The 26515-nt window shown below is 43.4% G+C and carries 28 protein-coding genes; 16 read left to right on the top strand and 12 right to left on the bottom strand.

Going from position 1 to position 26515, the window contains the following annotated elements:
• Nucleotides 1–57 precede the first annotated feature (57 nt).
• Nucleotides 58–1074, top strand: coding sequence for a UDP-glucose 4-epimerase GalE (gene galE, locus NP165_RS13550; RefSeq protein ID WP_257086259.1), 1017 nt, complete (start codon nucleotides 58–60; stop codon nucleotides 1072–1074).
• 121 nt (nucleotides 1075–1195) lie between these two features.
• On the opposite strand, the gene NP165_RS13545 is transcribed toward galE, so the two are convergent.
• From NP165_RS13545 to napF, 6 genes are all read right to left on the bottom strand, one after another.
• Entirely contained in the window at nucleotides 1196–1333 is a 138-nt protein-coding gene (locus NP165_RS13545; RefSeq protein WP_257086258.1) for a TIGR02808 family protein, read from the bottom strand.
• A gap of 10 nt (nucleotides 1334–1343) precedes the next feature.
• Nucleotides 1344–1919, bottom strand: a complete 576-nt coding sequence (locus NP165_RS13540) for a NapC/NirT family cytochrome c (RefSeq protein ID WP_257086257.1) — start codon at nucleotides 1917–1919, stop codon at nucleotides 1344–1346.
• Between the two features lie 20 nt (nucleotides 1920–1939).
• A complete protein-coding gene (locus tag NP165_RS13535; RefSeq protein WP_257086256.1) occupies nucleotides 1940–2395 on the bottom strand; it encodes a nitrate reductase cytochrome c-type subunit in 456 nt (151 codons plus the stop codon).
• Between the two features lie 71 nt (nucleotides 2396–2466).
• Nucleotides 2467–4956: a periplasmic nitrate reductase subunit alpha gene (gene napA / locus NP165_RS13530; protein ID WP_257086255.1), complete on the bottom strand. Its 2490-nt coding sequence runs from the start codon at nucleotides 4954–4956 to the stop codon at nucleotides 2467–2469.
• A complete protein-coding gene (locus tag NP165_RS13525) occupies nucleotides 4953–5267 on the bottom strand; it encodes a chaperone NapD (RefSeq protein ID WP_257086254.1) in 315 nt (104 codons plus the stop codon). Before NP165_RS13525 ends, napA begins: the two co-directional genes overlap by 4 nt.
• Before the next feature lie 2 nt (nucleotides 5268–5269).
• The gene (napF, locus tag NP165_RS13520; RefSeq protein ID WP_257086252.1) at nucleotides 5270–5764 is read right to left on the bottom strand and encodes a ferredoxin-type protein NapF; all 495 of its coding nucleotides are present in this window, start codon (nucleotides 5762–5764) and stop codon (nucleotides 5270–5272) included.
• Between the two features lie 239 nt (nucleotides 5765–6003).
• Here napF and narQ point away from each other — a divergent pair, with 239 nt between their 5' ends.
• Nucleotides 6004–7737, top strand: coding sequence for a nitrate/nitrite two-component system sensor histidine kinase NarQ (narQ, locus tag NP165_RS13515; protein ID WP_257086251.1), 1734 nt, complete (start codon nucleotides 6004–6006; stop codon nucleotides 7735–7737).
• Between the two features lie 28 nt (nucleotides 7738–7765).
• A complete protein-coding gene (locus NP165_RS13510) occupies nucleotides 7766–8356 on the top strand; it encodes a response regulator (RefSeq protein WP_371133759.1) in 591 nt (196 codons plus the stop codon).
• A 28-nt stretch (nucleotides 8357–8384) separates the two neighbouring features.
• Here the strand turns inward: NP165_RS13510 and NP165_RS13505 are convergent, their stop codons facing one another.
• The gene (locus NP165_RS13505; RefSeq protein ID WP_257086249.1) at nucleotides 8385–9173 is read right to left on the bottom strand and encodes a lipase family protein; all 789 of its coding nucleotides are present in this window, start codon (nucleotides 9171–9173) and stop codon (nucleotides 8385–8387) included.
• Between the two features lie 190 nt (nucleotides 9174–9363).
• Complete coding sequence (locus NP165_RS13500; RefSeq protein ID WP_257086874.1) at nucleotides 9364–9999, bottom strand: hypothetical protein; 636 nt, start codon at nucleotides 9997–9999, stop codon at nucleotides 9364–9366.
• A gap of 104 nt (nucleotides 10000–10103) precedes the next feature.
• Between NP165_RS13500 and NP165_RS13495 the strand changes: the two genes are divergently transcribed.
• From NP165_RS13495 to NP165_RS13485, 3 genes are all read left to right on the top strand, one after another.
• Nucleotides 10104–10352 (top strand): DUF2164 domain-containing protein, encoded by a 249-nt coding sequence (locus NP165_RS13495; RefSeq protein ID WP_257086248.1) that lies wholly within the window; start codon nucleotides 10104–10106, stop codon nucleotides 10350–10352.
• A 153-nt stretch (nucleotides 10353–10505) separates the two neighbouring features.
• Nucleotides 10506–11045, top strand: a complete 540-nt coding sequence (locus tag NP165_RS13490; RefSeq protein ID WP_257086873.1) for a cytochrome b — start codon at nucleotides 10506–10508, stop codon at nucleotides 11043–11045.
• Nucleotides 11042–11605 carry a YceI family protein gene (locus NP165_RS13485; protein ID WP_257086247.1) on the top strand — a complete coding sequence of 188 codons (564 nt, stop codon included), beginning with the start codon at nucleotides 11042–11044 and terminating at the stop codon, nucleotides 11603–11605. The genes NP165_RS13490 and NP165_RS13485 overlap by 4 nt, the downstream gene beginning before the upstream one ends.
• A 98-nt stretch (nucleotides 11606–11703) precedes the next feature.
• On the opposite strand, the gene focA is transcribed toward NP165_RS13485, so the two are convergent.
• Nucleotides 11704–13155 (bottom strand): formate transporter FocA, encoded by a 1452-nt coding sequence (gene focA, locus NP165_RS13480; protein ID WP_257086246.1) that lies wholly within the window; start codon nucleotides 13153–13155, stop codon nucleotides 11704–11706.
• Nucleotides 13156–13407: 252 nt separating this feature from the next.
• Between focA and NP165_RS13475 the strand changes: the two genes are divergently transcribed.
• On the top strand, nucleotides 13408–14313 hold the full coding sequence (locus NP165_RS13475) for a LysR substrate-binding domain-containing protein (protein WP_257086245.1): 906 nt from the start codon (nucleotides 13408–13410) through the stop codon (nucleotides 14311–14313).
• Between the two features lie 169 nt (nucleotides 14314–14482).
• Entirely contained in the window at nucleotides 14483–14968 is a 486-nt protein-coding gene (locus NP165_RS13470) for a DUF1097 domain-containing protein (protein WP_257086244.1), read from the top strand.
• Between the two features lie 68 nt (nucleotides 14969–15036).
• On the opposite strand, the gene NP165_RS13465 is transcribed toward NP165_RS13470, so the two are convergent.
• Nucleotides 15037–16668, bottom strand: coding sequence for an ATP-dependent endonuclease (locus NP165_RS13465; protein WP_257086243.1), 1632 nt, complete (start codon nucleotides 16666–16668; stop codon nucleotides 15037–15039).
• Nucleotides 16669–16890: 222 nt separating this feature from the next.
• Here NP165_RS13465 and NP165_RS13460 point away from each other — a divergent pair, with 222 nt between their 5' ends.
• Complete coding sequence (locus NP165_RS13460; protein ID WP_257086242.1) at nucleotides 16891–18654, top strand: bifunctional metallophosphatase/5'-nucleotidase; 1764 nt, start codon at nucleotides 16891–16893, stop codon at nucleotides 18652–18654.
• Nucleotides 18655–19092: 438 nt separating this feature from the next.
• The gene (locus tag NP165_RS13455) at nucleotides 19093–19281 is read left to right on the top strand and encodes a hypothetical protein (RefSeq protein WP_257086241.1); all 189 of its coding nucleotides are present in this window, start codon (nucleotides 19093–19095) and stop codon (nucleotides 19279–19281) included.
• Between the two features lie 114 nt (nucleotides 19282–19395).
• Here the strand turns inward: NP165_RS13455 and NP165_RS13450 are convergent, their stop codons facing one another.
• Nucleotides 19396–19953 (bottom strand): PhnA domain-containing protein, encoded by a 558-nt coding sequence (locus NP165_RS13450; RefSeq protein WP_257086240.1) that lies wholly within the window; start codon nucleotides 19951–19953, stop codon nucleotides 19396–19398.
• Nucleotides 19954–20217: 264 nt separating this feature from the next.
• Here NP165_RS13450 and NP165_RS13445 point away from each other — a divergent pair, with 264 nt between their 5' ends.
• Entirely contained in the window at nucleotides 20218–21300 is a 1083-nt protein-coding gene (locus tag NP165_RS13445) for a site-2 protease family protein (protein ID WP_257086239.1), read from the top strand.
• Nucleotides 21301–21368: 68 nt separating this feature from the next.
• On the opposite strand, the gene NP165_RS13440 is transcribed toward NP165_RS13445, so the two are convergent.
• Nucleotides 21369–22154, bottom strand: coding sequence for a M48 family metallopeptidase (locus NP165_RS13440; protein WP_257086238.1), 786 nt, complete (start codon nucleotides 22152–22154; stop codon nucleotides 21369–21371).
• Nucleotides 22155–22239: 85 nt separating this feature from the next.
• On the opposite strand from NP165_RS13440, the gene NP165_RS13435 reads away from it, so the two are divergent.
• The 5 genes from NP165_RS13435 (at nucleotide 22240) to NP165_RS13415 (ending at nucleotide 26498) form a co-directional block, all read left to right on the top strand.
• Nucleotides 22240–22692, top strand: a complete 453-nt coding sequence (locus NP165_RS13435) for a hotdog fold thioesterase (RefSeq protein WP_257086237.1) — start codon at nucleotides 22240–22242, stop codon at nucleotides 22690–22692.
• Nucleotides 22689–22922, top strand: coding sequence for a DUF3389 domain-containing protein (locus NP165_RS13430; RefSeq protein ID WP_257086236.1), 234 nt, complete (start codon nucleotides 22689–22691; stop codon nucleotides 22920–22922). The genes NP165_RS13435 and NP165_RS13430 overlap by 4 nt, the downstream gene beginning before the upstream one ends.
• A gap of 75 nt (nucleotides 22923–22997) precedes the next feature.
• A complete protein-coding gene (locus NP165_RS13425) occupies nucleotides 22998–24686 on the top strand; it encodes an SgrR family transcriptional regulator (protein ID WP_257086235.1) in 1689 nt (562 codons plus the stop codon).
• Between the two features lie 15 nt (nucleotides 24687–24701).
• The gene (locus NP165_RS13420; protein WP_257086234.1) at nucleotides 24702–24953 is read left to right on the top strand and encodes a hypothetical protein; all 252 of its coding nucleotides are present in this window, start codon (nucleotides 24702–24704) and stop codon (nucleotides 24951–24953) included.
• A gap of 648 nt (nucleotides 24954–25601) precedes the next feature.
• Nucleotides 25602–26498, top strand: coding sequence for a LysR family transcriptional regulator (locus tag NP165_RS13415; protein WP_257086233.1), 897 nt, complete (start codon nucleotides 25602–25604; stop codon nucleotides 26496–26498).
• Nucleotides 26499–26515 lie beyond the last annotated feature (17 nt).

Below are 26515 nucleotides of genomic sequence, written 5' to 3'. Positions count from 1 at the left end.
TATTTTTCTGTCTTTGTCCGCTAACATTTGCGATAGATTTTTCAAAAGGTTAGTGATATGAACGTCTTGGTTACAGGTGGTATGGGGTATATCGGTAGTCATACCTCGATTCAAATGATCCACGCGGGGATGACGCCCGTCATTTTCGATAATTTATACAACAGTAAAAAGACCGTTTTAGAGCGTATTGAAAAAGTATCAGGTGTAAAACCTGCCTTTATCGAAGGTGACATTCGCAACAAAGAGTTGCTGGTTAACGTTCTGAAAGACAACAATATTGAAGCTGTGATTCACTTTGCGGGTCTGAAAGCGGTCGGAGAGTCAGTTGCGAAGCCACTTGAATACTACGATAACAATGTAAATGGTACGCTTGTACTTGTTGATGCCATGCGTGAAGCGGGTGTCAAAACACTCGTTTTCTCATCGTCTGCCACTGTATACGGTGATCCTGCCTCTGTGCCAATTACAGAAGATTTTCCTACCAGCGCGACCAACCCATATGGACGCAGCAAATTAATGGTTGAAGAATGTCTGACAGACTTCCAAAAAGCGAACCCAGATTGGAGCATCACGCTATTGCGTTACTTCAATCCAGTCGGTTCACACCCGTCTGGTGAGCTCGGTGAAGACCCTCAAGGTATTCCGAATAACCTAATGCCGTTTGTCTCTCAGGTTGCTGTTGGCCGTCGCGACTTCCTTTCAGTCTTCGGAAGTGATTACCCAACAAAAGACGGTACAGGCGTTCGTGATTATATCCACGTCATGGATTTGTCAGATGGTCATGTTGCTGCACTTCAGAAAGTAGGAAGTAAACACGGATTGCACGTTTATAACCTTGGCACGGGTAACGGTTATAGCGTGTTAGAAATGGTTAAGGCATTTGAATCTGCGTCAGGTAGAGAGGTGCCATATCAGATTGTTGATCGTCGTCCTGGCGATATCGCTGAATGTTGGGCAGATCCAAAGAAAGCGATGACAGAATTAGATTGGCGAGCAGAGCGCACGTTAGAACAAATGACAGAAGATACCTGGCGTTGGCAGTCGAATAACCCGCAAGGTTATCCTGAAGCTTGATATCGATTAAGTAACAACCAATAAGAAAGAATAAGAAAGCCACCGAACGCCCGGTGGCTTTTCTGTGCAGCCTAAAGTCAGAAGAACCTAAGTCATAAGAATTTGCAGCTTAAAACGAGAGTTAATCAATTTCTTTATCTTTACTTAATGACAATAGCCACAACGAGATAGCCGCGACGATCGCAAAGCCAGATAAGATGATGACTGGCATTGCACTGTATCCGAGTACGTGCCAAATAACGGATTCTAAAGTACTCATTTTTTACTCCTTAGTGCCAGCCTTCTACACCGTGCATATCTGGTAATTTATGTGCGATGCCTTTATGGCAATCCACACACGTTTTCTCACCGGAAGCCAGCGCTGTTGAATGCTGTTTAGCGCTGCGCGAGCCTTGTTCAGAAAAATCCATATACTCAAACTCGTGGCAGTTTCGACACTCTAATGAATCGTTCTTTTTCAAACGTGACCATTCTCGTTCGGCAAGGTGAGCACGGCGAGCTTGGAATTTCTCTTGAGTATCAATGGTTCCGACGAAGTGGGCGAACAGTTCTTTAGAAGCCTGAACTTTACGTACGATTTTATCTGTCCATTCATGAGGTACGTGGCAATCAGAACAAATTGCGCGCACACCAGAGCGGTTAGAGTAGTGAATAGTCTCTCGAATTTCTGCAACGATAGGTGCGTGACAACCTGAACAGAACTCTTCACTGTTGGTTGCCTCCATCCCCGTGTTAAATGCGCCCCAGAATAGAAGACCACCAGAGAAGCCCATAAAGAGTACAACACCAACGGCTGCTTTACTCGGACTCGCTAGCCGCTTCCAAAACGCTTTCAATAGTTTCATAGTTAGCCTCTTACAAACGGTTATTTAAGTGAGTCAACTGCTTCAAAGTTGTTCTTAATAAGCGGCTTAGCGTTTGCCTGTGGGACATGGCACTGTAAACAGAAGTAGCGACGTGGTGATACGTCTGACAATACAGCGTCTTCACGGTTAACGTAGTGAGTCACACTGATCTTCGTTGCGCCCATTTCTTTTGCATTTTTCCAGCTATGGCACGACAGACATTTGTTGGCGTTCAGAGAGACCTCGTAACCACGAATGTTATGCGGGACAAGAGGTGGCTGATAAACGTAGCTAGATTCCAACGCTTGCTCACGCGGGTATTTTTTGAAATCGTCCGCTGGGCGAGTATCTTCTAGATTGGTCGCGCCGCGCAGAGATTCTAACCCGCCTATACCGCCAGGGTTATCTAACTCGGCTAGTACACTTGCACTTAAAAGCGTACCAACAGACAACAGTGCAACAAGTAATTTTTTCATTATACATTCTCCGCCTTATGGCTAAATTCTTTTGATTGGCCGCCATGTTTCAGGCGGCCACTGCATTCTTATTACGCAACTTTGGTGATCTTAACTGGGCACTTTTTAAAGTCCGTCTGTTTAGACAGGGGATCGGTTGCGTCAAGAATCAGCTTGTTAATCAAAATACGCGCGTCGAAGAATGGTACGAATACCAAGCCTTGCGGCGGACGGTTACGACCACGAGTTTCTACGCGAACTCGAACTTCGCCACGTTTGTTTGAAATCAGGACTTCTTCACCGCGGCGTACATTACGTGCTTCTGCGTCAGCAGGGTGCATGTAACACACGGCATCTGGAACCGCTTTGTAGAGTTCTGGTACACGGCGAGTCATAGTACCTGTGTGCCAATGCTCAAGAACACGGCCAGTACATAGCCATAGATCGTGTTCTGAATCCGGAGATTCTGGAGGCGCTTCGTACGGTGCGGAAATAATCAGAGCTTTACCATCTGGTTTACCGTAGAAATCCCAACCTGAACCTTTTTTCGCGTAAGGATCCGAACCTTCTTTAAATCGCCACAGCGTTTCTTTGCCGTCAACGACTGGCCAACGCAAACCACGTACTTCATGGTAGCGGTCGTATGGTGCCAAATCGTGACCGTGGCCGCGGCCAAATTGTGCATACTCTTCGAAAATGCCTTTTTGAACGTAATAACCGAAGTGGTGAGAGTCGTCATTCAATTCGCGTGCTTCTTCAACAGGGAACTGGTTGATAGTGCCGTTAGCAAACAGCATGTCGTACATCGTTTTTCCACGGTATTGAGGCGCTGCTGCGAGCTGTTCTTCTGTCCACACTTCTTCCATTTTGAAGCGTTTAGAAAACTCCATGATTTGCCAAAGGTCAGATTTCGATTCACCCACAGTCTTAACCTGTTGGTACCAAGCTTGTGTACGACGTTCCGCGTTACCATAAGCACCTTCTTTTTCTATCCACATTGCGGTTGGAAGTACAAGGTCAGCGGCTTGCGCAGTTGCGGTTGGGTATGGGTCAGAACAAACGATAAAGTTTTCTGGATTACGGTAGCCCGGTAAACGCTCGTTGTTAATGTTCGGGCCTGCTTGCATGTTGTTGTTACACATTACCCAGTAAGCATTTAGCTTACCGTCTTTCAGCATACGGTCTTGAACAACAGCGTGGAAACCTGGTTTTGGCGGGATGACACCATCAGGAATATTCCAGATGCCTTCTGCAATCTTACGGTGTTTCGGGTTTGCGACGACCATATCTGCCGGTAAGCGGTGTGAGAACGTACCTACCTCGCGAGCAGTACCGCAGGCAGATGGCTGGCCTGTTAATGAGAACGGGCTGTTCCCTGGTGTGGCGATTTTCCCAGTTAGCAGGTGGATGTTGTAAACCAAGCTATTCATCCATACACCACGAGTATGTTGGTTCATACCCATCGTCCAAAGTGACATGACTTTTCTGTCTGGATCGGCATACTGTTTTGCGAGGTCAATCAGTTTCTCTTGCGATACACCGGAAATTTCTGATGCTTTCTCAACGGTGTATGGCTCTACAGACGCTTTGTACTGCTCAAAGGTGATGTCAGACATAGCACCCGAGTTAGGGTTCGCGGCCGCTTTTTGAAGTGGATCGTCATCGCGTAGACCATAACCGATATCTGTCGTCGCTTGCTTGAAGTTCGTGTGTTTGTTCACGAAATCCCAATTCACCGCATCGTTTTGGATGATGTAGTTCGCAATAAAGTTCGCAATCGCCAAGTCAGTTTGCGGAGCAAAGATATAGCCAGAATCCGCCAACTCAAAAGAACGGTGGTAGTACGTTGAAAGGACATTCACTTTAACATGTGGATGACTTAGGCGACGGTCAGTAATACGAGTCCAAAGAACTGGGTGCATTTCTGCCATGTTTGAACCCCAAAGAACGAATGAATCAGCGTTCTCGAAGTCATCATAACAACCCATAGGCTCATCGATACCAAAGGTGCGCATAAACCCACCAACAGCAGACGCCATACAGTGACGCGCGTTCGGGTCGATGTTGTTAGAACGGAAACCCGCCTTCATCATCTTCGCAGCCGCGTAGCCTTCCATTACCGTCCACTGGCCTGAACCAAACATACCCACGCTTGTTGGTCCTTTGTCCTTGAGGGCTTTTTTCCACTTTTCAGCCATGGTATCAAACGCGACATCCCAAGATACTGGTTGAAAATCGCCATCTTTGTCATATTTGCCATCCTTCATACGAAGCAATGGTTGAGTCAGACGGTCTTGGCCGTACATGATTTTAGAAAGGAAGTAGCCCTTTATACAGTTTAGGCCTTTGTTCACTGGCGCTTCAGGGTCCCCCTGAGTAGCAACCACTTTGCCGTTTTGCGTACCCACAAGAACTGAACACCCTGTACCACAGAAACGACAAGGCGCTTTGTCCCATGTAATTTTGGTTTGATCTGAGCTAGCAATCAGGTTTGCTGCAGAAGCGGGTAAGGTTACGCCTGCGACTGCTGCGGCTGATGCTGCTGCGTTTGCTTTCACAAACGCTCGTCTTGTCATTTTCATGCTTCACCCTCAGTTTGAGAATATTCTATTCCAGTGTTTTTGCTGTCCGACTCGTCTTCATCTACCTCAGTTTCAATTTGGTGGTAAACCAAAACGGTACTTAAAACGTTCGGTAAGTTATTAATTGCGTCAATGGTGTCGGTAATGAATCCCTGATTTTTTGTTTCCAAAACGACGATAATTTTGCCTTCTGGGCTATCGCCATAAATCTCGGCATTTTCAAAAGCTTCGATTTGAGGTTTTATGTCGTTTAGGTGTTCAGGAGATACGTGAACCACTAAGCTAGAAATATGCACTTCGTTAAGTGACATCGTTATCTTCCATTTATTTGTAAATTGCTCACATTGATGGATGAAGTCGGGCATACTGAAACGCATGCGCCGCAACCCGTACATTCATCAATGTCTATATTTGGTTGTGCGACTTTGCCTATTTCTAATTTGAATGTAATGGCCATTGTGTCGCATGTGTCACCGCAACTGCGGCATTCAACATTATTGTTGGCTAAGCAACTTCCATTAATCGTTGCTTTTGCATCCCATGGTTTTTCTTCTTTTGAGAGAAATAACGGTTCGGGACACGCTTCGGCACAGCGATAACAGAAGGTGCATTCATCAACGCCAAAATCGACGGTAGGAAAGCCACCATCGCCTTTGGTGATAATTTTTGTTTCACAGTTGCCGGCGCATTTACCACAGCGAGTGCATAAATCGATGAATCGCTCTGGCTCAGCTAACCAAGGTAATCGGATAGTTGATTCATCCATTTGATTACGTGTAAAAAAACGTCGTTTAGATATGTCGACCACAGTACAATCCGAAATTTATGAATACCCAATAAGCATAGCTCACAGTTTTTATTCATAAACTGTCATTAAAGCTCACATAGAGTTTAGTTTTTGACATATTTGTATAAATACCCCTTAGGGGTTAATGGGCTAGGTTCTTGTTTTAGATCAATTAATTCCAACGGCTTTGATCACATATTGAGCCGTCAGAAGACATAACCATAGACAGTGGCGGATAAATCGAGCTGGGTGAGGAAAAAGTGTTAAGTATTGTTAAGAAATCTGTCACACGTACAATTGCAAAAGCGATGGGGTTGATATTAGCTTTATCCATTGCGACGACGAGTTTTGCCATTATTACTTTGGCCTCCAGCCTTAACGACGCGGAAGCCGTCAATATTGCGGGTTCCATGAGGATGCAAAGTTACCGTTTAGCTCATGATATTCAGTCATCTTCCTCTGATTTTTCTGACCACATCAGTATGTTCGAACGTTCCATGTATTCTCCTTCAATGAAGGCATTACAAAACTGGACCGTACCGGATGACATTACTCATGATTACTATCTGCTGATAACGCGTTGGCATGAGCTAAAACAAGTCTTACAGAGTCAAGAGAGAGAAAACTACCTAGATTTGGTTGCCGGATTTACGCAACAAATAGACGGATTTGTCCTTAAATTGCAGAACTTTTCTGAACAAAAGTTGATAAAGTTGGCTTGGGTCGGTGGATTGGGCTTAGGAGGCATACTGATCATCAGTATGTTTGTCGTTCATTTCGTCCGTCGACAAATTGTGAAGCCGCTCAACTCACTTGTGATGGCGAGTGAACAAATTCAGGCACGATCTTTTGATGTGGAACTGAACGTATCCAGTGATAACGAAATGGGAATTCTGACCCGCACGTTTAACAATATGGCTGAAGAGCTAGGGAAGCTCTATCGAGGCTTGGAACAAGCGGTAAGCGAAAAAACACAGAAGTTACAGCACGCCAACGAATCGCTTGAAGTTTTATATCGCTCATCACAAGAGTTAACCGTCTCGCGTATTACGCATGAAAATTTCGACGCTATCTTAAAGCACATAGCGAGCTTAGAAGGGATAGCGGCCGTAAAATTAGAAATCACGGCAAAAGGTGAACGCCCTTTGATATTAACGCAAGGGGAAGAATGCACCGGATGTGGAGAAAACTGTCGTTCCAAGCCGTTAGAGTTAGATGGAAAATCATTAGGAACACTCTATTGGAAGGTAGAACTTCCTTGCCCTGATCAGGCTCTGATTGATAACTTCGTTCAAGTACTCTCTCGTGCAATTTATTACAATCAAGCGCAAAGGCAAGCTGAACAATTATTACTTATGGAAGAGCGTGCGACTATTGCTCGTGAACTCCATGACTCACTTGCGCAATCTCTATCGTATTTGAAAATTCAAGTTTCATTACTTAAACGCGGGATGGCAAGTTTACCCGAATCTCCTGCAATGGGTAAAACCAGACCAATACTGGCTGAGTTAGACATCGGATTGTCTGAGGCTTATACACAACTACGCGAGCTATTGACGACATTTCGTCTATCGATCAAAGAAGGTAATTTTGGTTCCGCTTTAAACGAAATGACGAAACAACTCGGAGAACAAACCAACGCAAATATTGTGCTAACAAACCAGTTTTCCTCTATCGAGTTAGATGCCAACCAACAGGTTCATCTGCTTCAGTTCATTCGTGAAGCAACCATCAATGCCATTAAGCATGCTGACGCGTCAACGATAGAGATTCATTGTGACGAAACAGACAAAAATATGATCGTTTCAATAGAGGACGATGGTGTTGGCTTTGATGATTCAACCGAAAAACTGAATCACTACGGCATTAGTATCATGCGTGAGCGGGCGTCAAGACTTAATGGCACGTTCACAATTTCAAGCCAGCCGGGACAAGGCTGTACAGTATTATTAGAATATCCAAAAACAAAGGAATCATGCATTGAGCGAATTTAAAGTATTACTTGTTGATGATCATCCATTGATGAGACGCGGGATCCAGCAATTATTGAGCTTTGAGAGCGAATTTGAAGTGGTCGCAGAGGCCAGCAATGGCGCAGATGCGGTTGCTTTGAATCACACTCATAACCCAGATTTGATCTTGTTGGATCTTAACATGAAAGGGATGTCTGGATTAGATACGCTCAAGGCGCTTCGTGCTGACGAATGTGACGCTAAGATTGTCATTCTTACTGTGTCAGACAGCCCGTCAGACATCGAAGCCATTGTTAAAGTCGGCGCTGATGGTTACCTGCTTAAGGATACAGAGCCAGATGAGCTGGTGGAACTGCTCAAGCACTCGTTAAAGGGTAATAAAGCATTCAGTAAAGAAGTGCAAAAGTACTTAGAAGATCGCGAAAATTCGACCGATGTCTTTGATGAACTGACGGATAGAGAGATGCAAATTCTCAAAGAGGTAGCGAAAGGTTACCGTAACAGACAAATTGCCGATGCTCTGTTTATTTCAGAATCAACGGTTAAAGTGCACATGAAAAGTCTACTTAAAAAGCTAAAAGTGCCGTCACGTACCGTTGCTACCGTTATGTATTTAGAACGATACGGCGACCTAAAGTAGTATTGGCTGTTACTCGTTCCCACTCTGCCTAGCGTTCATCGAAAAAGTCTTTATTGCGTATGTATTTGGACATTAGATGGTAGGAAAAAGGCCGCATTATCCAAGATGCGATAGAGCGGCCTAATCGTTCAACCGTTGGGGTGTTTTCGTAAATTCGTCCATTGTAAAGCCACAGCATCTTACCCATGTGCAGGTAAAGCCCTGGCAGAGGGGGCAAAAAGGTGACGACGTCGAGATCGCAACAAACACGGTAGGTTTTGTGTGCTAATCGATAGTACTTTCGAACAGAATAGCCACCAAATGCAGGCTGCCCAAACGTGACCACGCGTTTTACTGATTTTGGGTGTTTGCGTTCTAAAGCATCAGCAAGTACACAACCAACCGCACCGCCAGATGAATGGCCAGTAAATGTAATCCTTTTCCCTTGTTCCAATAAAGGGTTCAAGATGGTGGTTAATCTTTCATAGACAGATTGCCCCAACGTGTCGTCCTTATGATGTGGCATGCTTTCTTGGGAAATCAAGAAATAGAACCCCGCGTGGATAGAATATTCTAGCCCTAGCTGGTGGCATCGCTTTTGCCACATCGCTAAATTGAGCATCCAATCAGCAGGGTTATGTGAACCTTTAATCACCACAATTACTTCATCACTATCATGGCCCCAAAGTACGCGTATCATAGGCTTGCCAAAGCGATTATTAATAATACGCTGCCCGTTAGGTGCAAAACCGTATCGGGTTTGTTTTAGAACGCGAGAATAGGCTAGGTTACACAGCACGGCATAGCGTTCGTACTGATAACGTTTGAGTTTTTTCACATATCCATACCGCTAGCTTGTATTCGACGAAGTATCGCGTTGTAAGATGAAGGTTCTATGACAACGATAGAGATTGTATACACGGGGCAGATTTAGCAGTGGTGTTTACTTATAAGGCACTATAACTAAATCTGTTGGGCTTGAATTGCTAATCCAATCTTGAATTAATAACTAAAAACAACAAACATCATTAACTAAGCTGAATAACGGAATAAAGCTGGATGTATTTTCTGACTAACCTTTGATCGGTTGAACGTTTCAATGGATGGGTAAATTTGACGTAATAGGGGCTTACGGAAAAATATTGTTCCAGAGAGCGGGCAAGTTGAGATTCACTTTCATACAAGCTAATCCCCTGGGTTTTATACTCATCAATTTCGTCAGGGAGTTGTCCAGTCCACCAGTGAAGCAATTCTCGGCTCTGCTTACTTCTCGTGATCCAGTGGTCTGTTACTAACAGCAGAAGGTCATTTGGCTGAACTGAAAAGCCGTACTCTTCTTGCCATTGAGCAATAGTCTTGAGTTGCTTATTTCTACAAGAAGGTCCAGCACTTACTAGATGCGAGGTAAGAATCCAGACAGTACCAATGTCAGAGCTGACCCGATAGTGATGCGGATATTCCGTTGGCTGGCTAATTTCTAACGGCTTATATTCAAACGCGTGACCAAACTCATTCAATGTGCGAGATAAACGGCGAGCAAAAGCCAACCCCAAATGATGTTCACTCATTCCTTGGTTGTGAATAGCCGGGTAGTGCTTTTCACATAGTTTCATGCAATCTGCCTGAAACTCGTTAACACTTTGAATTAGCACATCCAATAGCAAGCTCTTTCTCTCCATAATCGCGTAATTGAGCGAACCCAGATTAACACGCGTAGTAAAGTTCGGTTACACTTAATTTCGAAAAAGTAACGTAGAGTTAATGGTTTATGTCTAAGATTGAATTTACATCACAACAAAAACAAGCGATGGCGAATGCCGTGCAAACATACCTTGAGCAAGAGTTAGACTTTGCAATTGGTCAATTTGATGCAGACTTCTTCGTCGATTTTATCGTCGAGAAATTTGGCCCAGCCTTTTACAACAAAGGGCTCAGTGATGCTCAAGCAGTAATGGAAAGGAAAATGATGGATATTTCAGACGAACTCTATGAAATTGAACAAATTAGCGATATTTAGAAAACTCATAAGTTCCTTCGAAAATTTTGAACGACTTCATCGGTATTACGCAGTTCCTAGCGTGTAAAGAATAGTAAATAATCTGTTAACTCAATGAGGTATAAGGTACTCTTTGTTGATAAAGAGATTCATTTAATCACTGGAATGCTTACGATTATGACTGAAGTAAAAAACTACAATCCACTCACTCGCGCGATTCACTGGATATCAGCGATTGTTGTTGTTGGCATGTTTGCCGTAGGTCTTTGGATGGTGGATTTGTCCTACTACAGTGAGTGGTATCGAACAGCACCTCATTGGCACAAATCAATCGGATTATTGTTGGCGTTGTTAACCGTGTTTAGATTCGTCTGGAAGCATGTGACAGCGTCACCAAAAGTAGAGGGCAATACGCTCGAAGTGTTTGCGGCGCGAGTGGTTCATTTCGCCATGTACATTTTGCTGATTGCACTATTTTCTTCTGGGTATCTGATTTCTACGGAAGATGGACGCGGCATTGATGTGTTCAACTGGTTTACGGTTCCTGGCGCTGGTGCGCTGTTCCCGAATCAGGCGGATATCTCGGGCCAAATACATTTCTACACAGCTTGGGCATTAATTATATTCGCAGCAGTCCATGCTTTGGCTGCACTAAAACATCACTTTATTAATAAAGACAATACGCTACGCAAAATGATAGGAGCTTCAAAATGAAAAAAACGTTAATTGGACTAGCGATGGCTATGGCATTGCCATTCGGTGCAAGCGCGGCGGACTATGTTATTGACACAAAAGGTGCACACGCATCTGTGAACTTTAAAGTTAGCCACTTAGGCTACAGCTTCATCCAAGGTCGATTCAATCAATTTGATGGTGAATTTTCTTACGACCCAGCAAACATCGCAGCATCAAAAGTAAGCGTTAATGTGGATACAACGAGCCTAGACTCAAACCACGCAGAGCGTGACAAGCACATCCGCAGCGCAGACTTTATTGATGCTTCTAAATTTTCAACAGCGACGTTTACTAGTACCAGCGTCGTTGACAAAGGTGAAGGCAAACTAGCTGTGAGTGGTGATCTTAACCTTCACGGTGTGACAAAGCCAATTACTATCGATGCTGAGTTCATCGGTGCAGGTAAAGACCCATGGGGTGGTGAGCGTGCAGGTTTCTACGGTACAACTCGTCTAGAGCTTGCAGATTTCAACATCAAGGTGATGGGCGCGTCTAGCTATGTAGACATGGAACTTCACGTTGAAGGTGTGAAGAAGTAATCACATTATTGATGTCCAAATAATCAAGCCCTCGAATGTCGTTCGAGGGCTTTTTCATGTTTATTCACGATATGAATATGGCGTTGCTACAGTAACCGTTACGCGGTCTCCAATAAACGTTGTTCCTCTACCTTTTGTGATCGCTCTCCATACACATTTCTTAGTGCATTAAGCACATTAGTACGTGTAACCACACCCACAAACTTCCCATTTTCAAGCACAGGCAACACGTGCGGTTTACTTACTCTCATCGATTTAGCTCGTTCTTCTAGTGATAAAGTGTTTAAGCGTGTCGCGATTCCCATACTTGTGGTGGGGTAAAGCTGTTCTTTGTTGATGCACAAGAACTCCGCAATATCGACGAGTTTGTCTACTGAATCAACAGCCACAACGTCACGCGACATTAAATCCACCACCTTTTGGCCTTTAGACGGTATGTAGTCTTGGCACCACAGGTCAACCATCACGTCGTGCGCTGAGAAGAATCCAACCAATCGCTTTTCGCTATCGACTACAGGTGCGCTGATCACTTGATGGTCGAGCAGTGAGTCAATCGCGACTGGCGTCAACATGTCAGCAGTGACTGTGATTGGGTTGGTGTTCATAATGTCTTTGACAAGGATAGTTGTACTCATGGTTGTTTCCTTAACTGACGCAATGTTAGTTGTTGTAGTGATTGATGAAATAGGTGTTTCGGTAAGTTGTGGTTTTCGATAAATGCTCCAGTTAGCTAGCCCAACTAATACAGCACCACCGACGATGTTGCCGAAAGTCACGGGTATTAAATTGGAAGTAATGAAATTTACGATGTTGAGATCGGCATACTGTGCTTGAGAGACGCCGACCTGTGCCCAAAAAATATCTGGTGCGAAGTTCTGGATGACAATACCCAGTGGCACCATGAACATGTTTGCTACACAGTGTTCAAAACCGCTAGATACAAACATAGCCACAGGCATGATGGTCATTACTGCTTTTGTTAACGCGTTAGAACTACTAAACGTCAGCCAAATAGCAAGACAGACCAATAAGTTGCATAGCAAACCTAATGAAAATGCCTGAAGAGTCGTATGGTGCAGTTTGTGCTGAGCAATATTCAGCGCGTTTAGCCCCCATTGCCCGTGATCCAATTGATAAAGCCCAGCAGATGAAACAATGACAAGAAGCAGCATGGCACCTAGAAAATTGCCTAAATAGACTTTGCCCCAAGTCGATAGCATTTTTCCTAATGTGATTTGCTTGTTTGCCCAGGAGATACTCGAAAGTACCGAACTGGTGAAGAGTTCACCACCGCAAATCACGATTAAAATCAAGCCCATACTGAAGGCGAGCCCACCCGCTAATCGGCTGAGTCCCCAGTTAGATTGACCGCTACCCGTTGTGACTGTGATGTAGAAAATAAAAGCGAGTCCGATGAATACACCTGCCATGATCGCGAGGCTTAAAGTCATAGACGTGCTCTTTTTGGCCTTGCTAATAGCGAATTTTTCCGCCTCAGCCATCATCTCGGCCGGAGCGAGATATTGAATATTCGAATGAGCTTGAGTCATAGTCGCTCCCGAATGTGATTGTTCATAATGATTACCTCCAAATTTACGCAACGCTTAGTCCCTGGTTGCATATCCAGATTAATGAGCAAAAATGAACAGGTAAAATTGATAATTTTTAAAAACCACATCAAAAATATTGATATGAATATTGCAGAAGATACAATGAAACGGCTTGCGTATTTGTTCAAAGACTTAGAGCAGCAGCAGGTTAGGTATTAAGAAAAAAGCTCATAAAACAAGGATTAGAATGGAATGCGTTATTCATTAAAACAACTCGCTGTGTTCGACGCAGTTGCTGATGTTGGCAGTGTAAGTCTTGCTGCAGACAAGCTATCACTGACACAGTCTGCGACCAGCATGTCATTGGCTCAGTTGGAAAAAATGCTTGGTCATCCTTTATTTGAACGTCAGGGTAAACAAATGGCGCTTACGCATTGGGGAATGTGGTTAAGGCCAAAGGCAAAACGCCTATTACAAGATGCTCAGCAAATAGAGCTGGGTTTTTATGAGCAACACTTACTGAGTGGAAATATAAAGCTAGGTGCAAGCCAAACGCCGGCAGAGCATTTAATTCCAGACCTTATCAGTATTATTGATAACGCGTTCCCAGAGCTGCGAATCTCGCTCAATGTTAGGAGCACTGATAGTGTGATTCAGGGTGTGCTCGACTACAAATACGATTTAGGCATCATAGAAGGGCGCTGCGATGACAACCGAATCCACCACGAAGTATGGTGTCGAGATCACTTGACGGTTGTGGCTGCTGCACATCATCCATTCGCCAAGCAAGCGACGGTTCGCCTTGCGCAATTAGAACAAGCTCGATGGGTGTTAAGAGAGCATGGAAGTGGCACCAGAAAAACATTTGATAGCTCCATTCACCATTTAATTGAAGATCTAGACGTTTGGCGAGAATACGAGCATGTTCCAGTCATAAGGACAATGGTTGAAAATGGTCAGTATTTATCTTGTTTGCCATATTTGGATGTAGAGCGTTTCATTGATAACGGGCAACTTGTTGCTTTAAATGTACCAGAGCTAAGTATGGAACGAACGCTTTCGTTTATTTGGCGCGCAGATATGGTAGAGAACCCATTAATAGAGTGTATAAAGCGAGAAGGGCTGAGAATGATGAAAGGCAAGCCGTCTGTTTTATGATCAATAACTTCCGTTTCAAGGGATTTGTGGTGATTCAAATCACATTTACAATGAAATAAAATAATTAATTACCTTTATTGTGTGATCTAAGTAACTTTCATTGTCATCAATTACTTTTAGTATGCCTCCTTGAACTTTTGCTGTGAACAAAACACATAAGCGAGGCAGTATGAGCACATTAGTTGCAATTTCACTAACAACAGGAATTTTGTCTGGTCTGTGGGGATGGGTGGCCATTTCCTTAGGCTTACTGTCATGGGCAGGATTTTTGGGGTGTACCAGTTATTTTGCTTCCCCTAATGATGGTCTGAAAGGTCTGGCTGAAAGTTTGGTTACCAACTTGACAGGCGTATTCTGGGCGATGGTGATCATTCACGCTTCACAATTCGCTTCGTTAGAGATTATGGGCTATGTCATTACCGCAATCGTTGCCTTTTTGATGTGCATTCAGGCCAAGCAGTCTTGGCTTGCTTACATTCCGGGTACATTTATCGGCAGCTGCGCAACTTTCGCGTCTGATGGAAACTGGAAATTGGTGATCCCATCACTCATTTTAGGTGGTATCTTTGGCTATCTAATGAAAGCGAGTGGCTTATGGGTTCATCAAAAATCTAAACAATCTCAGCCTATGTCTGAGGTACCATCTCGCAGCTAGCTAACCCTATTGGTTCTATCTGTTTTAAAAGCGGCATTAACACAATCTGTTAATGCCGCTTTTCTATTTTACGTATTTCCATTTGCCATGGTGACGACCCGCTTTAGCGTCCAGCGTAGAAGTATTGGTATGCTTTCCATGCCTTTTTCTTCACTGTAAGAAACGATCGCCAAAGCAAGATCAGGTTTTGCGAATTTCTTCAGTACTCGAGTGACCACTTTTTTAGCCGGTATTGGATGGTCTAACGGTATCTTCACTTTATCTTTAAAGAAGGATTCAAAGCCGTGATTGTAAAGAAAATGCTCTATATCTCTATCGGGCAATTCCGTTAATCTGTGACGCTCTTGGTCGTGTCCCAATAGAGTTCGAACCGTTGCTGCGTATTTTTTGCCCGCTGGATCGCCATCGGTAACGACATGCCAGTCAATCCCAAACGCTTTGGCCACTTTTATCAGTGATTTAAGCCCAGATTGTGCGAACTCTATAATTTGTACACCTTCCGCAGCCAAGTCGTAGCCGCATTGGCTCGCCAACTCATTAAATAACCATACTTCGGTTTCGCCTTCAACCAGAAGCCAGCAACGAGCAAATAGGGCACCGGGTCTGTGGAAGCGAATATGGAATCCAATACGCCTTAATTCATCGCGACCAAACTTTTGCGAAGGCAGAAACGTAGTAATGGTTCTATCTGACTGACGGATTAAACGACGGATAGAATACATAGGGACTTGTCCTAACAAATGTCCACTGTTTGTTGTTAGAATTTTCTGCATAGGAAGAAGTTGTAGTAGACTCCAAGCCCTAGCCAAGTGAGTCGGGTGTAGCCGACCTTCAGGATCTTCTAGGATCAAAATGGGTCGAGCGCAGCGCCTAAGATCTGTCGGGCCTTTGGCTTGTAGATAAGCATTTAAAAGTCCCATAAACAATAAGCGGGTTTGTTTATCCTTGGTCTCAGATACGATTTGAGAAAGGCTTTTACCACTTGGTGATGAATTGTAAAAGATACCATCGCGTGGCTTTCTCGGATTTTTTCGTAAGGTTGGTTTATAAGAAAAATAGTGGTTAACCAAGGTCTCCATTGAGTTAAGGCCGCTTCTCATTTCTCCTTTATTTACGTGGCCAGGAACGGCCATTAAGCGTCGGCAGGTATTATTGATACGCTTTTCTATACGTGCATTTATGTTCACGTCACTAGAAATAGGGCGCTCGAAGCGTCGCGAGTCTTTTAGTCTGATAACAGGATGTAGGGTCATAAGCTCTTTCGCGAGTTTATCGGAATGATGCAACTTAAGTGTGTTACCATCGTGATCCAAAAACGTGTAGTGGGTTTCAATGCTGTAATCCACTCTGCTTGCGCTAAGACGGTAAATAATTCTGCTTGTGCCTTCTGCATTATGCACCCATGCGGGTCTGATTTTTCGGTATCTTCCCGAGCGAAGTTCTTGTTTATCTGTCGAAATGAAACTGAGCACGATTTGTAAATGCTGAGTTTGTGGGTGGGAGACCGAGTAGTCGACATGAAAATCTGACAGCTCACACTCATAGAGCTTACCATCAGGGGGAAGAGCAACAGACAAAGCGTCTAATAAAGAAGACTTGCCCCAAGTATTCTCACCTATGAGTGTGGTGAGCTCGTCAAATGCGATAGATAGTCGCTTGATACCACGAAATCCAGAAATTTCGATCCTTTCTAGCAGCATATACAAACCTTGAATGAGCTACGTTATTGTTAAGCATAATAGAAAATCCTCATATAAGCAGAAGGTTACGTCACAAACCAACTTTTTTGATACCTATAAACCTCATTCAAATACGGATTCTAAGCCGCCAAACGAGCCAAAACTGGAACAATAATTTGTGAAAGTTAATGAATTTGTCATAGATGGTGCGATAGGATGTAGCTCATGCAAAGAGAAAAAAATATGACAAATAATAAGAACAAGCCAGCTAAGATTAAACTGGTCCACATCAACGATACACATTCTTACTTCGAGCCAACGTCACTCCAGCTTACACTCAACATTGAAGGCCTTGAACTCACTCCTTACGTGAGTGCAGGCGGTTTTGCTCGAATAGCAACAAGAAAGAAACAGCTTCAGGCACTGGCAGTTCAAGATGGGCAAGAGTTTATCTTTCTGCATGCTGGAGATTGCTTTCAAGGGACACTCTACTTCTCCATATTCAAAGGTGAAGCGAATGCTGTGATGCTTAATGAGTTAGGCATAGATGCGATGGCGCTAGGAAACCATGAGCTAGATATGGGTAACTTGCCCGTTGCACGATTTGCAAAACAGATTCGTTTTCCGCTGCTCGCTGGGAATTGGGATCTAAGTAACGAAGACCCAAACAAACTGGTTACTATTAAAGATAACTCCAAGGTTTACCCATACAACGCTGACAAAAAGCAGGCAAACTGGATTGTAAAACAAGCTCAAGGCGAGCCAATTGCTATCTTCTCGTTAGCTCTGGATAAGATGGAAGACATTTCCAATCCAGATCCTGATACTCCATTTGTTAACACCATCGAGACAGCCAAAGCAACGGTCAGTGCGATTCGTAGCCAAGGTATCAACAAGATTATTCTTCTTAGCCACATGGGGTACGAATCCGATTTAGAGCTGGCCTCTCAAGTGGATGGTATCAGCGTTATCGTTGGCGGTCATAGCCATAGGTTACAGGGTGACTTCAGTGATTTAGGTCTGAAAAAAGATGACCCTTATGGTGTGAGAGTAAACAACACTTACATTGTGCAAGCAGGGTTTCATGCGCTGAGCATGGGCCATTGCGATGTTGAGTTTGCCTCGGATGGGCGCGTTGTATCCTTTAATGGTAAAAATGAGTTACTACTCGGTAGACGTATCTTTCTAGATGCAAGTATGAGTGAATCTTGCGATGAGAATCCGTACAAGATTGCGAGAGAATTCGTCGATCATCACCCTAACGTGTTGGTATGTAAGAAAGATCCTGAACTGCAGCAATTGTTACTTGATAAATACACCTCCCAAGTTAGAAAGTTACAACGTGACGTCATAGCGAGCGCTTCTCATGCTCATCGTCATGTAAGAGTGCCAGACGATAATGGTCCAAGTGAACTCGCTCCGATTGTCGCCGAATCTTTTGCGTATCGAATGAGTCAAGATGGTCACCCGATAGAGTTTGCCATTCATAACGCAGGTGGCGTAAGAAGTTCGCTAAACCCAGGCGCTGTGTCTGTTGCAGATATTGCGGGGAAATTACTGCCGTTCGCCGTTCCAATCGGAGTCTACGAAATCCTAGGTAGAGACATTGCGGCGTCCATTGAAGGTGCGATTAACAATGCGTTGAATAACGGCGTTGAAGGGACGGGAGACGGTTCTTATCCGTATACGTACAACCTTAGATACGAGTATCATTACCACGCACCTATGGGGCAGCGTGTCTCAAATTTACAGATATTGGATAAGAGAGCGGGTTGGCTGCCTATTGATAATGAACGCTACTATGTGGGCACATCCTCAGCGTACACAATGAAAGGTAAAGAGGGTTACGAAGCGATGACGAATATGAAAGGTGAAGGGCTTGTCACCTCCGTATCCATGGCTGATTGTTTTATCGCTTTGTTGAAAGATGATCCCAACATACTCAACCGTTACAAGCGCAGTTCCAACCGTCAGCACGGGCGAATACTGATTGTTTCATCGAAGTAAGTGGCTAACTGACGTGGGCACGACACAGACAAACAGAGAGGGGCACTTATGTGCTCCTTTTTAATTCCAATATCCAATGAACAGAATGGAATCGTTTATTCCTTAAGATTCACTTCAGTGCATTTTAAATGCATGAAGTTGATGATAGTTAAACTAATTAAAATTACGAGTTAGAACGCAAATGTGAGTTATTGAATGTGTAAAGTATTTGTGATCTAAACCTTAGTTTTATCCCCAGCACACATATTTAAATCAGTTATTTTGGATAAATAAGCAATATAAGGCATTATCCGTGAATAACTAAAATCTCACTTGTTAACGACTTGTTTTATTAGAAAAACTAATCCAAAAAATCAAATTTTGTCATTTTTTAAACAGTAAGTTATTGAATAATATTGCCTCAACGAAACGAATCATACGATTTATAGAGAGGCAATCATGGCACAGACAATGCAAATTGGAACTATTAACGCTCCTATCTCTATGGACAAAAAAACCTACTCGGTTTCTTTCAAAGGATTGATTGCACATTTACTGGATATTCTTTTTACTGATGACACTCCTCGCACTTACTATGCGAATGATTTATCTAGTCATCTACAAAAAGATATCGGTATATACCGTTAACTAAGAAGCGTCAGCAACTGCTGGCGCTTTTTTGTATCTTTGAATAACGGTTACAAGCTCAAGATACTAAAAAGGCGCTAGAGAGCGCCTTTTTATGGATTAGATTTGCTATGGTTACTTCTTACGGCAGTATTCAGCAATCACGTACATAGACTGGCCACCATTCGCTTTGCCAGACACTAGCTTTGGATCGCTACCTAAGCTGATACCACGAATAACCGTACCTTGTTTGATTACTTGGTTGGTGCCTTTCACTGGTAAGTCTTTAATTACCGTTACATCGTCACCTTTTTTAAGTTCGGTGCCGTTGCAGTCAAGAGTCTTATCATCATCAGACATACCAGTCATCGCCCAGTTCATCTGCTCTTCTTCCATGTACATCATGTCCAGAGCATCTTGAGCCCAAGATTCTGAATTCAAGCGCGTAAGCTGACGCCATGCTGTGACTTGCACCGCTGGAACTTGGCTCCACATGCTGTCGCTCAAACAACGCCAGTGATTAATATCCTGAGGGTCTTCGATTTCACCTAAACATTTGTCACATACCATGATCGCTGTATCTACAGTCGCATGGCTGTGAGGAGGAACTGCATAGGCAGTTAGCGGTGCATCAGCAGCACACAGTTCACATTTAGATTCGCAACGTTCTAGCATTGTAGCTTCAGAAGACATAAAGGACTCACATTTTATAGGTGTTAATTAAGGGCGCTATTATGCACTTTATTCTGTAAAAATAAAGGGGCATTCACTTTCTCATTACGTTTTGCGCTGAAAAAACCTGTTACACTTTAAAGCTAAATGCAATGGAGGCGGTGTTATAAATCAGTCGCTTACATCATGTGACATTGTCACTTAAAGGCAGTGGGAAACCTTTACCTCGTAGGGTTCGAAAGGCATAATATGGGCGTTTATTGATCCCACATAATAGGTTAGACGTTGGAATTACTTTCGATTGATTTTTTAGGGAAGCCGCTACGACTCGAAGGTTCGATGGCTGGTTGGCAGCAACTTTTCTGGGATAACCAACTGGTATCGCAACTTAATGCTGACTCAGAAAGAGGCAGTCAAAGCGTACATGAATTTAAGCTACTCAATGGAGATGAAGAACTGAATTGTCGGCTAGACGCATCGCTAGAGTGGCAACCGTTTCTTATTGAGTATCGCACCACATTAAATAATCAGTTGGTTTCTGAAGGTCGCCGAGATACCAAAGACATTGAAAAACAGACACCATTCACAAAGCCTGTTGCAGAGAAACGCTTTAGCTTAATCGGGCTAGTTTCTCTTGGGATGAAAGCACTGAAAAGTGCAAAGTTAATCAAAGTCGTTCTGGCTTCAGCGAGTTTAGCGGCTTATTCCTGGTTGTTTTCGTTCCAGTTCGCCCTTGCACTATTAGCTTGCTTGGTATTTCACGAATATGGTCATGTTAAAGCAATGAAATACTTTGGGATGAAAACGAAAGGGATTTATCTCGTTCCATTCTTAGGTGGATTGGCTCTTAGCGATGAAAAGATTAATACCCGTTGGCAAGATGTCGTTATTTCTATTATGGGGCCCATGTTTGGCCTAGTACTGTCAATTATTCTTGTCTTGGCTTACTGGGCAACGGGCGAGATTTTCTTCGCTGGATTGGCGGTTTTTAACGCCTTTTTAAATTTGTTCAACTTGCTACCTATATTGCCGCTCGATGGGGGACATGTTCTTAAAAGTATTAGCTTTTCAATGAATAGCGTGGCCGGAATTGTACTTTGTACCGCTGCAGCGCTAGGTGGAGTTGTACTGAGCTATTCGCTTGGTTTAACGCTATTTGGATTCTTACTGATTATGGGCACGTTGGAAATTGTCCTAGAGTGGCGTGGGCGACACAACAGCCATTTATTACCGCTTGATCGTTATGGTCAAATTGTATCCGCCATTTGGTATGTTGCTCTTGTTACAGGGCTAATTGGGATCATCTGGTATTTTGCAGGGACTGGTGATCAGTTACTTCAATTGCCATTACTGATACTAGGTACTTAAGCTAATACTGGATACATCAGAAAATGCAGGGAACTATCATTCCCTGCGTAGTCTTTCTGAGCTTACGATTATGAGCAATTCGGACGTGACGTACCATAATTAGGTAGTCGTTTAATTTCATTGGCTAAATCTTTAATACGAGTATCGTGAGACGGGTGAGTTGATAGCAACTCTGGTGGTTGACCGCCACCTGAAGCGGCCGCCATGTTTCTCCACAAGCTGATGCTTTCATTTGGATTAAAGCCTGCCTTTGCCATTAGCTCTAAACCAACGATATCGGCTTCTGACTCTTGAGTTCGACCGTAAGGAAGCAACACCCCATACTGCACGCCCAAACCCAGCGCGGCCATAGTCGCACTTTGATACTGAGCATATCCAGATGAGCCAATCGCGAAACTCGTGATTTGGAGGCCGGTATTCGCTAATTGCGTTTGCGATAGACGTTCATTACTGTGGTCAGCTAGCACGTGAGCGATCTCGTGGCCTATGACCGTCGCAAGTTGATCTTGGTTTTTTGCGACTTTTAGTAGCCCCGTGTATACGCCGATCTTACCGCCAGGCAGTGCAAAAGCATTCACTTGTTTACTGTCAAATACAACCACTTCCCAATCAGTAAATCCTTGTTTAGGCACATAACGCGTCACGCTATTCGCAACACATTGGACGTACGCATTTGTCTTTGTATCTGTGCTCACTTTTTGATCTTTCTTCATCTGTTCAAAAGATTGAGCACCTAAACTGTTCATATCTTGGTCAGAAAACAGTAGTATTTGATTTCGTCCAGTTGGCGATGAGCTACACGCAGTAATACCGATTGCTGCCGTTAATACGGTCAACTTTAGCCAATTGCGCATTGAAATCTCCATTTAAGTATCAATATCTTTTCTAATCATAGCATTAGGTTAGAATGCATTGTAATCAAACATTTTGGAAATCAGTATGACAATCTGGAAACGCCCAATCGATCTAGAACGCCTTAACGCTACCTCTGAAAATACGCTGATAGAGCACTTAAATATTATTTATACCAGTCTTGGCGACGATTTTATTGAGGCTACGATGCCAGTATGTTCATTTACACACCAGCCTCTTGGCATGTTACACGGTGGCGCGTCGGTTGTTCTCGCTGAAACTCTTGGCTCGGTTGCGGCTAATTTTTGCGTGGATGACGACTCGTTTTGCGTCGGCTTAGACATCAACGCCAACCATGTCCGCTCTATGAGAGAAGGGAAAGTCATTGGTCGAGCAAATCCAATCCACTTAGGTGTTTCAACTCAGGTTTGGCAAATCAATATTACTGATGAGCGAGAGCGACTCGTATGCACCAGCCGCTTGACGATTTCAGTTCAGAAAAAACGCAACGTGAAACAAACGCTAGAGAGCAAACAATGATCGTCGAGTTTACAGGTGGCAAAGTTATCGTTACCCCGCATGAAATCGTCGTAAAATTGTTGGGGCAACATATGGTCACATTACAAGCGCAAACTGACGCTGTTCAGTTAATCGGACGCGGAGCGAACGTGATTGCCGCGAATGGAAGTGAGACAAAGTGGTCAATCAAACTCGATAGTGAATCTCAATTGTTAAAAATTGCCTCTGAAATGGGTTGTGATGTTCAGTAAGTGCGTGTTGCTCTTGATTCTTTTATTTAAATAGGGAAACTAAGAGTAATATTTTATTTATGAGATTTCCCCTTTATGAGTAGCCCACGTCTTCGAGTACAGTTCGAAACCTTATTTGAACATTATAAAGGGCAAGATTGTGGCATCCAGCTCGAAGAAATAACTGAAATACTATTTTGTACAAGGCGAAATGCGCGAATTGTACTGAACAAAATGGAAGAAGAAGGCTGGATTGAGTGGCATCCCGCGCCGGGGCGTGGAAAACTCTCTCAGCTCGTATTCAAGAGAAGCCGCTCGGATGTAAGCGAAAACCTTGCAAAACGCTATCTTGAAGAGGGAAAAATAGGGCAAGCGTTGAAAGTGTTGGACCAAGACACATCAAAGCTTGCTCAAGTTATTGAAAGCTATCTTGGAATCCAGCAACGAGAAGGGCTTCAAGTCGTACGACTTCCTTACTATCGTCCACTCACTGTTCTTAATCCCAAAACTCAATTCAGACGTTCTGAACAGCATATTATCAGCCAAATATTCAGCGGGTTAACGCGTTTAGACGAAAATGAAAACCTGATGCCAGATCTCGCTCATACTTGGGAAATGGTGTCTCCGACCCACTGGAAGTTTTACCTCAGGCCAAGCGTTCGTTTCCACAATGGCGATTTGTTGACAACGGACAGTGTGATCGAATCTCTACTTTGCCTCAAACAGAAACAGCTGTTTTCACACATTGAAGATGTGACGTCATCTGAGCGCTTAGAAATTGATATTACGCTGAATAGGCCGGATTATCGTTTACCTCTTCTACTGGCTGAATCGTGCGCGAAGATTCTTTTGCCAGAAAGTGAAAGAGGTGACAACTACGATCAGTTTCCAATCGGCACGGGGCCATATAAAGTGACCCAAAATGATGATAAGCGATTAATTCTTCAGGCTTTTGAAGGGTATTTTGGCTTTAGAGCGCTATTGGATAGTATTGAAATTTGGGTAATAGACAATGTCCATTCTTCGTTGGTCTTTCCAAGTTTAGCGAACCCAATTAAGCCTAAAACCGGTACATTCAGTGACGAAGTAGAGCTGGACCCAGGCTGTACCTTCTTGTTACTCAACCGCAAAAGTGGCTTGGCAAAATCAGAGGAGTGGGCCAATTATTTCAGCCTGCGTCTAGCGTCTTTGAATCTGTTCCAGCAGTTACCTCAGCAGAAAGCCATCGATTTGGGCGTACTACCCGCATACGGATTGAAACCTGGCTGGTACCACCATACCCGCAGCGGACATTATGTGTCACCACCTTCATATCGCAAAGTGACCATTGCTTATCATGCTCAGCATCCAATGTTTCCTACTTTGGTTAAAGGCATCGAAACACTGTTAAAGCAAGATAATCTAGATGTTGAATTCGTTAAATATGACCTTTTTGCACCTAATGTCGAGGAAATTGATATCTGGGTAAAGCCAATGGGTATATCCAGTAATAGAGATGATGCACTGGCAGGATGGCTATTAAACTACAGTGATATTTCTAACTTAAGTAACAGTGAAGATTTCTCTGATTGGGTAAGTATTGTTGAAAAATGGCAATCTGAAGAACATTCCAACTTCCCAGCCAAAGAACTGGGAGAATCACTGGTTGAGAAAAAGCAAATCATACCAATGTTTCATTGTTGGCTTGGCGTCAGTCAGGATCAGTGTGGTGAACTACAGAATGCAAAATGTAATGCGTTAGGGTGGTTCGATTTTAGCAAAGTTTGGGTAAAGCCCACGAACTGATGAATTGAGTACCAAATGGCGAAGCCTAATAAGAAACAACCTAATAAAACGGTCGATATTTACTGTGCAAAGTGTAAAACAAAACTGTTTAAGTACAGGAAAGGTGGAAAAGGTGCTTTGGTAAAGTGTTTTAAGGAAAGGATCGTAGAAGATTATACTGTCACGCCATGCCACTGTCCTAATTGTAAGCTTGAGTTTGCTAGAGATACCCTGGTGCGAGGCACACCAGCATATAAGATGATAGGCGGTAAAGTTACAATGAAGTAACTCAGTAAAAAACACAGTTAATTACAAGTTTATAAGTTAAATGCACATGGAAAGTTGTTTAAAACAGGCAAAACCGCGCCAAATTTGATCTGAATCGATAAAAAACCTAAAAATCTTTTTAGCACCTATCTTTGCTTTTTTAATCTGTTAGAATACCCGCAGTTTCAATTCGGTTTTTCCAACATTTCAGCAGAGGGTCGTCATGGAATTAGCACTAATTGTCGCTTTCATCGTTGCAGCAGCAGTCATGGTCAAAAAAGAGATGGCAAGCGCAAAATAATACACATTCATCCCATTTTTCTTTTCCTTTTGATGAATAATGTATGTAAAACCCCTCGCAGTATGAGGGGTTTTTAATATCTGTTATTTCCTGCTGACGCTATAAGGTCAGCGTTTCACATGTCCAGTCTTATATCTGAAATCTTAGCCACATCCTGTCGTAAGCACAGCTAAAAGTTGACACTACTAGTAGACTTTACCTCTTATAATTAATCTAGCGCCTAAGCGAAACTCTGAGCTCGACTATTCAACTTGTTTGGGTGTTATTCTTCGAGAGTGTTTAAAATTCAGCAAATATTGTGTTTAAATGCTTGATTCGAATACGCTAAAACAGCACCGATTTGTTTGTTGTAGGTGAGGGGTAACAACGTGCAAAGTCCAATAACATTAGAAGCACTACACATTCTGGATGCCATTGATCGAAGAGGCAGCTTCGCTTCTGCGGCCAATGAGCTAGATCGCGCTCCTTCCTCTTTGAGTTATCAAATACAGAAACTGGAACAAGATCTCGATATCATGATTTTTGATCGTTCGGGTCATAAAGCAAACTTTACAGATGCCGGAAAGCTCATCTTGGAGCGCGGGCGTACTATTCTTTCCGCTACTCAGAAGCTTGTTAATGATGCTAGCTTGTTGGCGAATGGCTGGGAACTGGATATCACTTTAGCGTTTGATGGGATTATTCCTGTTGAAAACTTTTTTCCAATGGTCGATGAGCTGGGAAAAGTCAGTTCAACACGAGTGAAATTACAGGAAGAGATATTGGCGGGGTGCTGGGAGTCACTTAACGATGGCCGTGCCGATTTGTTAGTGTGCCCCAAGATGGACATACTACCACACGACGTAAAATCTCAGACGATTGGAAGTATGGAAATGGTTTGGGTTGCCGCAACTGACCACTATGTGCATAAGCGTTCGGGAGAATTCAACAACGAGGCTCGGGAGAAGTACCGTATGATTGCGATTGCGGATACGGCTCGGGAACAACCTCCTATCAGTGTGAATGTGACACAAAAACAGCCTCGCTTAACGGTGACCAATTTTGCTGCCAAAGTTTCTGCTATCGAAAAAGGGCTGGGTATCGGTACGCTGCCTAAAGAACTCGCGGCTGAACTGATTGCACAAGGGCGTATTAAGCGAATATCAGGAACAGAGTCACAGCCTATTGAAGTAATCCTTGCTTGGAAAAGGAGCAAAATTGGTGAAGCCAAATCCTGGTGTATTCAGTATCTACAAAAAAACTTCAAGCACTACTCTAAAATGTAAGTCTAGTGCTGGGTGGA

Origin of the sequence: Vibrio japonicus (assembly GCF_024582835.1) — a bacterium.
GTDB lineage: Bacteria > Pseudomonadota > Gammaproteobacteria > Enterobacterales > Vibrionaceae > Vibrio > Vibrio japonicus.
The sequence above is the reverse complement of the archived record's forward strand: the minus strand, read 5'-3'. Positions and strand labels throughout refer to the sequence as shown.

Excerpts from the sequence above, each read along its gene's own strand:
- NP165_RS13450 (WP_257086240.1), bottom strand. The coding sequence starts at position 19,953 with ATGTCTTCTGAAGCTACAATGCTAGAACGTTGCGAATCTAAATGTGAA.
- NP165_RS13535 (WP_257086256.1), bottom strand. The coding sequence starts at position 2,395 with ATGAAAAAATTACTTGTTGCACTGTTGTCTGTTGGTACGCTTTTAAGT.
- NP165_RS13420 (WP_257086234.1), top strand. The coding sequence starts at position 24,702 with ATGGCGAAGCCTAATAAGAAACAACCTAATAAAACGGTCGATATTTAC.
- galE (WP_257086259.1), top strand. The coding sequence starts at position 58 with ATGAACGTCTTGGTTACAGGTGGTATGGGGTATATCGGTAGTCATACC.
- focA (WP_257086246.1), bottom strand. The coding sequence starts at position 13,155 with ATGACTCAAGCTCATTCGAATATTCAATATCTCGCTCCGGCCGAGATG.
- NP165_RS13465 (WP_257086243.1), bottom strand. The coding sequence starts at position 16,668 with ATGCTGCTAGAAAGGATCGAAATTTCTGGATTTCGTGGTATCAAGCGA.
- NP165_RS13455 (WP_257086241.1), top strand. The coding sequence starts at position 19,093 with ATGGCACAGACAATGCAAATTGGAACTATTAACGCTCCTATCTCTATG.
- NP165_RS13540 (WP_257086257.1), bottom strand. The coding sequence starts at position 1,919 with ATGAAACTATTGAAAGCGTTTTGGAAGCGGCTAGCGAGTCCGAGTAAA.
- NP165_RS13485 (WP_257086247.1), top strand. The coding sequence starts at position 11,042 with ATGAAAAAAACGTTAATTGGACTAGCGATGGCTATGGCATTGCCATTC.
- NP165_RS13475 (WP_257086245.1), top strand. The coding sequence starts at position 13,408 with ATGCGTTATTCATTAAAACAACTCGCTGTGTTCGACGCAGTTGCTGAT.
- NP165_RS13440 (WP_257086238.1), bottom strand. The coding sequence starts at position 22,154 with ATGCGCAATTGGCTAAAGTTGACCGTATTAACGGCAGCAATCGGTATT.
- NP165_RS13425 (WP_257086235.1), top strand. The coding sequence starts at position 22,998 with ATGAGTAGCCCACGTCTTCGAGTACAGTTCGAAACCTTATTTGAACAT.
- NP165_RS13460 (WP_257086242.1), top strand. The coding sequence starts at position 16,891 with ATGACAAATAATAAGAACAAGCCAGCTAAGATTAAACTGGTCCACATC.
- NP165_RS13430 (WP_257086236.1), top strand. The coding sequence starts at position 22,689 with ATGATCGTCGAGTTTACAGGTGGCAAAGTTATCGTTACCCCGCATGAA.
- NP165_RS13470 (WP_257086244.1), top strand. The coding sequence starts at position 14,483 with ATGAGCACATTAGTTGCAATTTCACTAACAACAGGAATTTTGTCTGGT.
- napA (WP_257086255.1), bottom strand. The coding sequence starts at position 4,956 with ATGAAAATGACAAGACGAGCGTTTGTGAAAGCAAACGCAGCAGCATCA.
- NP165_RS13525 (WP_257086254.1), bottom strand. The coding sequence starts at position 5,267 with ATGTCACTTAACGAAGTGCATATTTCTAGCTTAGTGGTTCACGTATCT.
- NP165_RS13545 (WP_257086258.1), bottom strand. The coding sequence starts at position 1,333 with ATGAGTACTTTAGAATCCGTTATTTGGCACGTACTCGGATACAGTGCA.
- NP165_RS13495 (WP_257086248.1), top strand. The coding sequence starts at position 10,104 with ATGTCTAAGATTGAATTTACATCACAACAAAAACAAGCGATGGCGAAT.
- NP165_RS13435 (WP_257086237.1), top strand. The coding sequence starts at position 22,240 with ATGACAATCTGGAAACGCCCAATCGATCTAGAACGCCTTAACGCTACC.
- NP165_RS13510 (WP_371133759.1), top strand. The coding sequence starts at position 7,766 with ATGAGACGCGGGATCCAGCAATTATTGAGCTTTGAGAGCGAATTTGAA.